Below are 11,716 nucleotides of genomic sequence, written 5' to 3' on the forward strand. Positions count from 1 at the left end.
GAGTCGGAATGGTCGTCTGACGGTATGACAGGGGACTGTGCGGGGTCGGCTCTCTCTAGGATTCCCGGGTACTCACGGGGCACTTGAGTCGGCAGGCGAGGCACTCCCCCCACGCGCCACACGCGAAAGGGTCTCGCCCGGAGGGGAATTCTGTGTTTGCTGCGTTTTCTGTACGGAGGCGGAGGAGGCGTCCCGCCCGTCTCCTCGCCGCGGTCGTGACCTCCGGTCTGGTCGCCGGGGGCCTCGTGGCCGGGGCGTCCGCCGCCGCGGCCGACGAGGCGCCGCAGCACCAGGGCGGTGCCACCGCCACCCTCAACGGGCTCACCACGTTCGACCAGGCGGTGCTCCGCCTCGACGGGGAGAAGCAGGAGATCCCCGCCGGCCTGTTCGAGATGACCGTCGACGGCGGCGGCACCCTGAAGACGTACTGCGTCGACCTCCACAACCCCACCCAGGACAAGGCCAGGTACCTGGAGACCTCCTGGGACCAGACCTCCCTCGGCGGGAACAGGGACGCGGGCCGGATCCGCTGGATCCTCCAGCACTCCTACCCCCAGGTCGACGACCTGGTGGGGCTGGCCGAGAAGGCCGGCACGGGTCCGCTGACCGCCGCGACGGCGGCCGCCGGCACCCAGGTCGCCATCTGGCGCTACTCGGACGACGCTCAGGTCCAGGCGCTCGACCCGGCGGCCGAGAAGCTCGCCGACTGGCTGGAGAAAGAGGCCGAGAACGCCCCGGAGCCCAGGGCCTCGCTCAGCCTGGAGCCCAGCGCCGTGTCCGGCCCGGCCGGCACCCGGATCGGCCCGGTGACCGTGCGCACCGACGCCGGACGCGTCACGGTGACCCCGCCCGCCGACGCGGCCGCCAGTGGCATCCGGATCACCGACAAGAACGGCAAGCCGGTCACGTCGGCGGCCGACGGCAGCCGCCTGTACTTCGACGTGCCCGCCAAGGCCGCCGACGGGTCCGCCGCCCTGACCGTGCAGGCCACCACCTCCGTGCCGGTGGGCCGGGCCTTCGCCGGGGTCACCAAGAGCCAGACGCAGATCCTGGCCGGCTCCAGCGAGTCGACCGTCTCCGCGACCGCCACGGCCACCTGGGCCACGGCGGGCGCCATCCCGGCGCTCTCGGCCAGGAAGAACTGCGCCGAGGGCGGGGTGGACGTCACGGCCACCAACAAGGGCACCGCCCCGTTCAGCTTCGAGCTCATGGGCCTCACCTACGCCGTCCAGGCGGGCGAGTCCCGGACGGTGACCATCCCGGTCGCCGAGGACCAGGCGTACGACTTCACCATCACCGGACCCGGCGGCTTCAGGAAGACGTTCAAGGGCATCCTCGACTGCCGGACCGCCGGCAGCACGGCCGTGACCATGACCGGTCAGCAGGGCCCGCAGCCCAGCCCCCTCTCGGCCGGCGGCACCTCGGCCGGCCTCGGCGCGGCGGACGACGGCCCGGACCTGGCCGAGACCGGCGCGTCCGGCGCCACCCCCATGATCGCGGGCATAGCCCTGGCGATGGTGGTGCTCGGCGGCGCCGCCGTGTTCCTCCTCCGTAAGAAGAAGGACCCGGGCACCGACGACTGACGCCTCCGGGGCACCCGCCCCGGACCCGGGCCGGCCCCGCCCCCGCCGACTTCGCCCGCCCTCGGCCGGGCGCCCGCCGGCCTCACCCGCCGGGCGCCCGCCACCGCCACCGCCACCGCCGCCCCGCCCCGGGCCCCCGCCCCGCGGGTCCCTGCCCGGCCGTGGCGACGGAGCGCGACCGGTCGGCTACCTCAGGCGCCCCGGGGGAGGCGCCGGTAGGGGTGCGGCCGTCTTACTGGTTTCCTTCGCGGGGTGGACGTCAGGCAAGATGGGGTGTATCTGCCCACTCTCGGATTGCCGGACGGTTTCTCTTGGCTGAGTACATCTACACGATGCGCAAGACGCGCAAGGCGCACGGCGACAAGGTCATCCTCGATGACGTGACGCTGAGCTTCCTGCCCGGTGCGAAGATCGGTGTGGTCGGCCCGAACGGCGCCGGTAAGTCCACCGTGCTCAAGATCATGGCCGGTCTGGAGCAGCCCTCCAACGGTGACGCGTTCCTCTCGCCCGGGTACACCGTCGGCATCCTGCTCCAGGAGCCGCCGCTGGACGAGACGAAGACGGTCCTGGAGAACGTCCAGGACGGCGTCGCGGAGATCAAGGGCAAGCTCGACCGGTTCAACGCCATCGCCGAGGAGATGGCCACGAACTACACGGACGAGCTCATGGAGGAGATGGGCAAGCTCCAGGAGCAGCTCGACCACGCCAACGCGTGGGACCTGGACGCCCAGCTCGAACAGGCCATGGACGCCCTCGGCTGCCCGCCCGGCGACTGGCCCGTCACCAACCTCTCCGGTGGTGAGAAGCGCCGCGTCGCGCTCTGCAAGCTGCTGCTGGAGGCCCCCGACCTGCTGCTCCTCGACGAGCCCACCAACCACCTGGACGCCGAGTCCGTGCAGTGGCTGGAGCAGCACCTCGCCAAGTACGCCGGCACCGTCGTCGCCATCACCCACGACCGGTACTTCCTGGACAACGTCGCCGAGTGGATCCTGGAGCTCGACCGCGGCCGCGCCTACCCCTACGAGGGCAACTACTCCAAGTACCTGGAGACCAAGCAGGCGCGTCTGAAGGTCGAGGGCCAGAAGGACGCCAAGCGCGCCAAGCGGCTCAAGGAAGAGCTGGAGTGGGTCCGCTCCAACGCCAAGGGACGGCAGGCCAAGTCCAAGGCCCGTCTGGCCCGCTACGAGGAGATGGCCGCCGAGGCCGAGAAGACCCGGAAGCTGGACTTCGAGGAGATCCAGATCCCGCCGGGCCCGCGCCTGGGCAACGTCGTCGTCGAGGTCGAGAACCTCAACAAGGCCTTCGGCGAGAAGGTCCTCATCGACGACCTGAGCTTCACGCTGCCGCGCAACGGCATCGTGGGCGTCATCGGCCCGAACGGCGCCGGTAAGACCACCCTGTTCAAGATGATCCAGGGCCTGGAGGAGCCGGACTCCGGCTCCATCCGCGTCGGCGAGACCGTCAAGATCTCCTACGTCGACCAGAGCCGCGCCAACATCGACCCGAAGAAGACGCTGTGGGCGGTCGTCTCCGACGAGCTCGACTACATCAACGTCGGCCAGGTCGAGATGCCGTCCCGCGCGTACGTCTCCGCCTTCGGCTTCAAGGGCCCGGACCAGCAGAAGCCGGCCGGCGTCCTGTCCGGCGGTGAGCGCAACCGCCTGAACCTGGCGCTGACCCTCAAGCAGGGCGGCAACCTGCTGCTCCTCGACGAGCCGACCAACGACCTCGACGTCGAGACCCTGTCGTCGCTGGAGAACGCCCTGCTGGAGTTCCCCGGCGCGGCCGTGGTCGTCTCCCACGACCGCTGGTTCCTCGACCGGGTCGCCACGCACATCCTGGCGTACGAGGGCGACTCCAAGTGGTTCTGGTTCGAGGGCAACTTCGAGTCGTACGAGAAGAACAAGATCGAGCGCCTCGGCCCGGACGCGGCCCGGCCGCACCGCGCCACGTACAAGAAGCTCACCCGGGGCTGAGGCAGCGGCAGTGGCTCGTCATATCTACCGCTGTCCCCTGCGCTGGTCGGACATGGACGCCTTCGGGCACGTCAACAACGTCGTCTTCCTCCGCTATCTGGAGGAGGCGCGGATCGACTTCATGTTCCGGCTGGCGCCGGGGAACGGCTCGCCGTCGTTCTCCGGCGGGTCCGTCGTGGCCCGGCACGAGATCGACTACGTACGGCCGCTGGTCCACCGGCACGAGCCGGTGACCATCGAGTCGTGGGTCACGAAGATCGGCGCGGCGTCGCTGACGATCGCGTACGAGATCAAGGACCCCGACCAGGTGTACGTGCGGGCCTCGACGGTCGTCGTGCCGTTCGACCTGGAGGCCCAGCGCCCGCGCCGCATCACGGCGGAGGAGCGCTCGTTCCTCCAGGAGTACGTGGACGACGGCATGCACGGGGAGCCGGCGGCAGCATGACGCCGCCGCTGCACTTCGCCGACCCCAGGGAGGCCGCCGACCTCGCGGCCTTCCTGGCCCGGCTGATCCACTACGACCGGGCCGCCGCCGTCCGCCTCCAGGCGGGTGGCGGTGCCCTGGCCGTGTTCGGCCGGCCGGCCTCCTTCGACGTGCTGGCCATCCGTACGGCCGCGCTCCTGGAGGACGCGCCGTTGGACGTCACCGTGTCCGCCGGGCAGCTCCTGGAGGGCATCGAGGAGTCGGCGGGCAAGGCCATGGTGCCCGCCCCCGTCACCGGCCCGCCGTGGGCGGGCGTCCTGCCCCCGCGCGGCGGCTGGCAGGAGCTCCCCGGCCTCCCGGACGCCGCCGGACTGCGTGGGGCGATCGCGGCGGCGGTGGCCGAATTCCGGGCCCGCGACGGCGAGTTGCCGGCCGAGCGCCGCACACGCGCGGAGCGCGACCGGCTCGGCCGTGAGATCTGGTCCCGGACGATCGGCTCCACCGGCCTGCCGCTGCGGGCGGTGCACGCCGCCCAGTCGCTGGGCTTCCTGCCCCCGCACGACGTGCCGGTGGCCCTGCTCACCGCGGGCGCCTGGCTGCGGCTGCGCACCCCCTACGGATCGATCGCCGTCCGCAAGGCCGGCCTCGGTACGGGGCTGACGGTCACCGCGGTCTGACCCGGACGTCAGGGGGCGTCGTCCGGGCGTACCGCGATGTGGTCGGGCTCCAGTTCCAGCAGTACCCGGTGCCGCATGCCCAGCGCCTCCGTGTACTCGGCGGGCAGTTGGAGGCGGCCCGCGCGGTCCAGGGTGGCGTATTCGCGGGCCACCATCGACTCCTGGCCCTGTGCGTCCACCTCCGTGCGCCGCAGCACCTCCGAGGACGTGCGGCCGTCGCGGATGGCGACCGAGCGGCGGACCTCGCCCGCCACCGCCTGGTCGTGCGTGACGATCACGATGGTGGTGCCCAGCTCCTCGTTGGCCCGGCGGAACGCGGCGAAGACCTGCTCGCCCGTCGCCGAGTCCAGCTCGCCCGTCGGCTCGTCGGCGAGCAACACGGACGGCGAGTTGGCCAGGGCGACGGCGATCGCGACGCGCTGCTGCTGGCCGCCGGACATCTGGTGCGGGCGCCGGTCGCGGCAGTCCGCGACGTCCAGCATCGACAGCAGCTCCAGCGCCCGTTCGGCCCTCCGCCCCCGCTTCGCACGGCCGCGCAACTGCATCGGCAGGGCGACGTTCTGCGCGGCGGTCAGGTAGGGGAGGAGGTTGCGGGCCGTCTGCTGCCAGACGAAGCCGACCACGTCGCGCCGGTAGCGCAGCCTCGCCTTCGCGTCCATGGCGAGCAGGTCGCAGCCCGCCACCGTCGCCGCGCCCGCCGTCGGTACGTCCAGGCCCGCCAGGATGTTCATCAGCGTCGACTTGCCGCTGCCGGACGCCCCGACCAGCGCCATCAACTCGCCCTGCCGGACCAGCAGATCGAGCCCCTGGAGCGCCTGTACCTCCACCCCGTCGGCGGTGAAGACACGGACGAGGCGGTCGCAGGCGATCATCGCGCCGTCGCCGTACGCGGGGCCGTCGCGGCGCGCCGCGACGCGCGCCTCCAAAGCCGCCAGAGTCGCCGCAGTCGCCGCAGTCGTGTCCGTCATCGCACGTCTCCTGCCCTGAGTTCCCCGATCGAGCCCCGGCGGGCCACCCACCAGGCCTGTGCCACCGCGACCGCCACCGCCAGCGCCACCAGCCCCGCCGCGGGCAGCACCAGCGACCACGGATCGGCCCGCAGCGGCGCGCCGTCGAACGTGGCGAGCCCCGGCGCCGCCGCCAGCGCGAGCCGCGCCAGGTCGACACCCGGCGCCAGCAGCGCGATCGCCGCCCACCCGGCCAGCACCCCGCCGGCCGCCGCGAGCAGCGCCTGCGGCAGCGCCTCCAGAACCAGCAACCACCGTCCCTGCCGCCGCGTCAGGCCCATCGTGCGCAGCCGCGCCAGCAGCGCCGCCCGCTCGGGCGCGCTGTGCAGCAGCGACAGCAGCAGCGCGAGGGCGGCGTACCCGGCGCCCGCCGCGACGGCCGCCGCGTAGACCCGCTCGGCACCGCTCTGCATCGGCGACTCGACGAACGCGGCACGCGCCTCCGACCGGAGCAGGACGGAGAAGCCGGCGGCCGCCGACCGGACGGCGGACCGCAGCTCGCCGCCCGCCATGGAGCCGCTGACCAGCAGCACCGTGTCGGCCCGGTACGTGAGGTCGGCGGCGTTCACGATGATGAAGTCCGCGCCGGGCACGGCCGGGGTCCGCTCCCGCACACCCGCCACCCGCACCCGGAAGTTCCCGGCGTGGGACTGGATCAGCCGTTGCTCGGTACCGATCAGCCGCGCGACCGACGGCGAGACGATCGCGGGCAGCAGCGGCACGCGGCCGTCCCCCGCGCCCGCGTTCTTCAGCCGGGCGGCCGGGAAGCCGCCCAGGCCGGTGCGGAGCGTCAGTTCTGCGTACGCGTCGGGGTCCACGCCGATCAGCGTCACGCTCATCGACCCCGGCACACCCGGCTGGGCGGCCACCGGCACGCCGTACTCGACCTGTACCGCCACCGCGTCCCGCACGCCCCCGACGCCCCGTACCGCCTCCGCCAGCCCGTCCGGCAGCGGCACCGCCTCCGCCGCGCCCGCCACCCGGGCGTCCGCGCCCGTCGCCAGCACCGACGCGTCCTCCCGGGCCGCCGCCACCCCCGCCAGCACCGAGCCGCCGAACGCGGCCGTCGTCAACGCGACCAGCAGCGCCAGCAGCGGCAGCGCCCCGGCCGCCGACGACCGGCCCGCGCGCGCCAGCGACAGCGGCCCCACCACGCCCCGCAGCCTCCGCGCCGGACGGGCCAGCCACAGCAGCGGCAGCGGATACAGCCGTACGAGGACGAGGGCGGCGACCAGGCCCACCAGCACCGGCGCCGAGCCCGCGAAGGGGTCGCCCGACTCCGCACCGACGCCCCGCCGCCGCAGTGCCGTCACCGCGCCCGCGGCCAGGACCAGCAGCGTCAGTTCGGCGACCGTGCGCCCCCGCGAGGGCCGCGCGCCGACCAGGTCGTCCCGGCCCCCGTGCGCCCCCGGCCGCCGGTGCGGGTACACGGCCCGCAGTGGCAGCGCGGCGCACGCCACCAGCGCCACCGCACCCGCGCCGGCGACCGCGTACCCGAGCCGTCCCGAGCCCACCAGCCACACGGCGAGCAGCAGCCCCAGCGCGGCGGCCGGGACCGCGACCACGGCCGTCTCCGCCAGCAGCCGCCCGCCGATCCCGGGCAGCGAACCACCGCGCGCACGCAGCAGCGCCAGCTCGTCCCGCCGCCGCGCGGCGGCCGGCCCGCCCGCCATCACCACCACGACGACGGCCACCGACCCGATCCCGAACGCCGCGACCGCGACGACCGGTCCTATGGCGGCCCGCATCCCGTCGTAGGAGGCGAGCAGGTCACCGAGCCGGGTGTCCACGAACGCGCCGGCTCCCAGCCGCTGACGCACCTTCAGCAGATCGGGTCCGCCCGTCAGCGACGCGACCGCGCCGGTCAGCGCGGGAGCGTCCGCGGCGGTCAGGTGCGCGGTGCCGGGGGCGATCCGCCAGAAGGCCTGCGGCTCACCGCCCGTGCCCAGCAGCACGGGCGCCGCGTCGGGGGGCAGGAGCAGGGCGGCGTCCCAGAAGAACCTCGGCGCGCCCGTCGAGTTCCTGGCGGTGAGCACGGGTGTGCGCAGCAGCGGTTCGACCGACCAGTAGGCGCCCTCGGGCGACCGGGGCTGGAGGATGCCGGTGATCCGTACGGTGAGGGGCGCGCGCCCGTCACGCGACAGATGGACCACCGAACCGGCGGACAGCTTCAGCGACTTCGCGGTGTCGCTGGTGACCGCCGCCTCCACCTCGGCGGCGCTCGCCGTCGCACGGCCGGCCGGGAGGCGGCCGGCGCGCACGGTGGCGTGCCGGGACAGGTCCGAGGGCGTGGCCAGGGTGAACTCGGGCGGCAGGCCGTCGGGCGCCGGGAGCGAGACGTCGGTCGCGGGCAGCGGCTTGGCGGTCCGCACGCCGTACGACGACTGCGCGGCGACGGCCCGTACGGGCTCCGGCAGGGCCTCCAGGACCGCCCGGTGCAGCGCCCGCAAGGACTGCGGCCGTACGTCCGCCTCCCTGGTGTCCCGGTCGGCGCGCACGGTCACCTCGACGACGCTGTCGCGCGGGGCGGCGGTGCCGATCCGGTGGCGCAGCCCCTCCGTCTCGTACGCGTCGACGGCACGCGGGAACGCGGCGGCGAGGAACGCCGTCACCGTCACCAGCAGGGCCAGTGCCACGGCCGCCCCCGGGAAGGTCCGCAGCCGGGTCCGCACCCAGGGCGCGACGGGCGCGGCAGGCGCGTCACCCGCGACAACCCCCTTGAGCCGCATGTCAGTTGCCTCCCGGGGCAGGGGCCTGGTGCCGCAGCGTGACGGCCGGGTCGTGGCGGCGCAGCGCGATGGCGGCCACCGTCAGCAGGGGCAGCGCCGCCACGGCCGCCAGCAGCACGGCCACCTGCCCCGGCGGCAGTTCGACCAGCACGCGCGGCACCGGCTGCGCCGCCCGGCCGGTCAGGACCACCAGCGGCACGACGGCCCGGGTCAGTACGGTGCCGAGGGCGAGGCCCAGCAGCAGCGCGATGCCGACGAGCAGGCCCTGTTCGGCCGCCAGCAGCCTGGCCAGGCGGCGGCGCGGCGCGCCCAGCGCCCGCAACACCGCGAACTCGGCGGCCCGTTCCCGCACCGTCCCGGCCGCACTCACCGCGAAGCCCACCGCCGCCAGAGCGGCCGCGGCCGCCGCCACCGCCATGAGCGCCGAGCGCGGCCCCGCGCCCAGCGGGTCGCCCAGCAGCTCGGCGGCCGCCTCGTCGCGCACCAGCACCTGCGCCCGGTCCCGGTCGGGCTGCGCCCGCAGCGCCGCCGCGACCCCGGCGGCCCGGCCCGGGGCGGGGGTGAGCCACCATTCGGTGGGCGCGAGGGCGAGCCCGGTGCGGTTCACCGCGTCCAGGTCGACCAGAAGGGCACCGGAGGTGGTCGTCGGCAGGTCCCGTACGGTGCCGACGACCGTCACCCGCACCTGGCGGCCCGCGAGCGTCACGTCCAGGCTCTGGCCGCGCCGCGCCCCGGCGGCGTCGAGGAACGCGTCGGTCGCGATCGCGGGCACCGCGTCCGCGCGAGCCGGGGGCGGCGCGGTGGCGAGGACCGTGAAGTGGTGCGGGTCGAAGCGGGGGTCGACGAGCGTGACGCCCGGGTCGTAGGCCACGGTCAGCGGCGTACGGGCGGAGGACGTGACCGTCACGGGCTTGACCCGGGCGGCGTCCTCGCTGTGGGTGAGCCGCCCGCGCCAGGTGGCGAACGACGCCGCCGGTACCGGCCGTTCGGCGCCGTCCGACGTGACGGCGACCAGCCGCTCCAGCGTGAACCGGTGCCGCTCGCCCTTCTCGTAGGGCAGCGGGCCGGACAGTTCCACACCGGTCACGGTCACCGGACCGGCGGGGCCGCCGGAGGCCGCGCCCAGGTCGACGGTGCCGTCCTCGTCGAGCGGCAGCCGGTAGGCCAGGCCGTGGCGGTCCTCCACCGTCACGGCGGCGTCGACGGCGCCGCCCGCGCCGGTCACCCGGGTGGTGAGCCGCAGCCGCACGGTGCCGTCCGGCAGGGGCACCCCGGGCCGGGCCTCGCGCGGCGGGGCGACCCGGTCGAGCAGCGGGCCGGGCGGTTCGTCCGCCAGGTCACCGCGCAGCAGCAGCCGTTCACGGGCGCGGGCGGTGTCCAGCGCCAGCACGGTCGCCGAGCGGTCGCCCGGCAGCTCCGTCACCGCGCGGTGGGCGGGCGCCGCGTCCCGTACCCCGGGCAGCCGCGCGTACGCCCCCGCGCGGCCCGGATCACCGGTCCGGTCGTCCAGTACGCGGATGGACGCGCCGGTCGCGAAGTCCGCCTGGTCGCGCTGCGACCGGTCCCACGAAGCGCCCTGACCGATCGCCAGCATGCCCATCGCCACGGCCAGCACCAGCAGCAGCACCGGGCCCGCCCCGCGCAGCGGGCGCCGGCTGAACTGCCAGCCCGCCAGCGCCACCGACAGCCCGCGCCCGCCCGCCGCGCGCCGCTCCGCCAGCCGGGCGGCGGGCGGCAGCAGCCGCAGCGTCAGCACCGTCCCGGCCAGCAGCGCCAGCGCGGGCGCCGCCACCAGCAGGGGGTCGATGCCCAGGCCGCCGTCCCGGCCCCCGCTCAGCACCCCGCTGCCCGAGGAAGCCGTCTGCCGGTCGAGCCGCCAGTACGCCACCGCCGCGATCACCAGCAGCCCGACGTCCGCACCCGCCCGCACCGGCGCAGGCAACGTGCCCGCCCGCCCGCGCGGCAACCGCACCGGACCGGCGGCCGCCGCGAGCGCCGGCGCCACCACGGCGGCCGCGCAGCACACCGCCACCCCGACGGCCACCAGCCACACCTGACCGGCCGGGGCGTCCTCGAGCCGCAGCCCGATCCGGTCGAGCGAACCGCCGGAGGCCAGCAGCCGCGTCAGCGGCCCGGCCAGCAACGGCGCGACCACCGCCGCCGGTACGGCCGGCAGCAGCGCCTCGACCGCCGCGAGCGCGGCGATCCGCCGTCGCGAGGCGCCCCGGGCCCGCAGCAGCTCGGTCTCGCCCGCCCGTTCCGTGCCGAGCAGCCGGGCGACCAGCAGCAGCGCGTACGCGGCGAGCAGCACCAACTGCACGGCCACGATCATCAGCGTCGAGCGCGCCACCAGCAGCGCCCGTTCGGTCTCGCCGAGGGCGGTCGGCAGAGAGGTGCGCGCGGTCGCCGCGCCACCGAACGCCGGGTCGGTGGCGAGGGCGGCGGGACCGGACGTCGCCGCCTCGCGCAGAGCACCGATGTCGTCGGTGGTGAGCGTGCGGAAGTCGGCGGAGGCCAGCCAGGACGTCTCGTCGGCGCTGACCCGGCCGGAGCCGAGCACCGCCGGGTCGGTGAGCAGGGGACCGTATGTGGTGAAGACCACCGTGCGGACGCCACGGCCGCCGAGCGTGTCCAACCGCCAGTACGGGTCGGCGGGGTCGGCCGGCCGGTACAGGCCGGTGATCCTCACCGTGACGGGCTTCCCGCCGAGCCGGTCGGTGACCGTGAGCCGGTCCCCGGGCTCCAGGCTGAGTTTCCGGGCGGCGGCCGCGGGGAGCGCGGCCTGGATCCGCGCACCGGAGACGGGCCAGGTGCCCCGGACCAGGCGGACGCGCGAGCGGTCCAGGGCGGCGAAGTGGGTGAGGTCGGGCTCGCCCGTGCGGGCGGTGGGCGGCTGGAGCGCCCGCGGCAGGGCGTACGAACCGGAGCGCTCCAGTTTCCGTACGGTCACCGGCAGCCCGCCGAACGCCTCGCGGGCCCCCTCCCGGGCGGCCTGGTCGGCGGCGTCGCGGCGCTCCAGCGGGACGTGGGCGGTGACCACGAGCGAGGCCGCGGAGGCGGCCCGGCCGTGCAGGGTGTGGCGGAGGGCGGCGTCGCCGATGGACCCCGAGAAGGCGGCCAGCGCGGCGAGTACCGACGTGGTCAGCAGGACGGCGAGGAGCGCGGCGGCCAGAAGTAACCGGTGCGCGCGGACGCGCAGGAACACAAAGCCGGTCACACAGCCCCCCAGCGCCGTCGAACGCCTGATCGTTCAACGGATGCTTTCAGAGGGCACGCGCCCGAGTAACCGCTTGCGGGCGGACCTTGACTGGATCGTGACC

7 protein-coding genes are annotated in these 11,716 nt (G+C 75.2%); 4 read left to right on the forward strand and 3 right to left on the reverse strand.

All coding sequences use genetic code 11. The features are described 5' to 3' along the window. Positions 1-152: 152 nt before the first annotated feature. The 4 genes from ACZ46W_RS28310 to ACZ46W_RS28325 all read left to right on the forward strand — a co-directional run bounded on the left by ACZ46W_RS28310 (position 153) and on the right by ACZ46W_RS28325 (position 4,660). Complete coding sequence (locus tag ACZ46W_RS28310; RefSeq protein ID WP_468343201.1) at positions 153-1,583, forward strand: Cys-Gln thioester bond-forming surface protein; 1,431 nt, start codon at positions 153-155, stop codon at positions 1,581-1,583. A gap of 311 nt (positions 1,584-1,894) precedes the next feature. Continuing rightward, a complete protein-coding gene (ettA, locus tag ACZ46W_RS28315; protein WP_468343204.1) occupies positions 1,895-3,559 on the forward strand; it encodes an energy-dependent translational throttle protein EttA in 1,665 nt (554 codons plus the stop codon). Between the two features lie 10 nt (positions 3,560-3,569). Beyond that, positions 3,570-4,004, forward strand: coding sequence for an acyl-CoA thioesterase (locus ACZ46W_RS28320; RefSeq protein WP_468343207.1), 435 nt, complete (start codon positions 3,570-3,572; stop codon positions 4,002-4,004). Beyond that, entirely contained in the window at positions 4,001-4,660 is a 660-nt protein-coding gene (locus ACZ46W_RS28325) for a DUF8010 domain-containing protein (protein ID WP_468343209.1), read from the forward strand. Before ACZ46W_RS28320 ends, ACZ46W_RS28325 begins: the two co-directional genes overlap by 4 nt. A gap of 8 nt (positions 4,661-4,668) precedes the next feature. Here the strand turns inward: ACZ46W_RS28325 and ACZ46W_RS28330 are convergent, their stop codons facing one another. Genes ACZ46W_RS28330 through ACZ46W_RS28340 form a run of 3 tightly spaced genes read right to left on the reverse strand, consistent with a single transcriptional unit; the run spans position 4,669 to position 11,613 of the window. Further along, positions 4,669-5,628, reverse strand: a complete 960-nt coding sequence (locus tag ACZ46W_RS28330) for an ABC transporter ATP-binding protein (RefSeq protein WP_468343212.1) — start codon at positions 5,626-5,628, stop codon at positions 4,669-4,671. Beyond that, a complete protein-coding gene (locus ACZ46W_RS28335; protein ID WP_468343214.1) occupies positions 5,625-8,396 on the reverse strand; it encodes an FtsX-like permease family protein in 2,772 nt (923 codons plus the stop codon). Before ACZ46W_RS28335 ends, ACZ46W_RS28330 begins: the two co-directional genes overlap by 4 nt. 1 nt (position 8,397) lies before the next feature. Then, entirely contained in the window at positions 8,398-11,613 is a 3,216-nt protein-coding gene (locus ACZ46W_RS28340; RefSeq protein WP_468343217.1) for an FtsX-like permease family protein, read from the reverse strand. Positions 11,614-11,716: the final 103 nt, after the last annotated feature.

The organism is Streptomyces sp. NPDC031064 (assembly GCF_055570965.1).

Bases quoted from the DNA above. Each gene is read 5' to 3' on its own strand.
- ACZ46W_RS28335 (WP_468343214.1), bottom strand. From the start codon at position 8,396: ATGCGGCTCAAGGGGGTTGTCGCGGGTGACGCGCCTGCCGCGCCCGTC.
- ACZ46W_RS28330 (WP_468343212.1), bottom strand. From the start codon at position 5,628: ATGACGGACACGACTGCGGCGACTGCGGCGACTCTGGCGGCTTTGGAG.
- ACZ46W_RS28325 (WP_468343209.1), top strand. From the start codon at position 4,001: ATGACGCCGCCGCTGCACTTCGCCGACCCCAGGGAGGCCGCCGACCTC.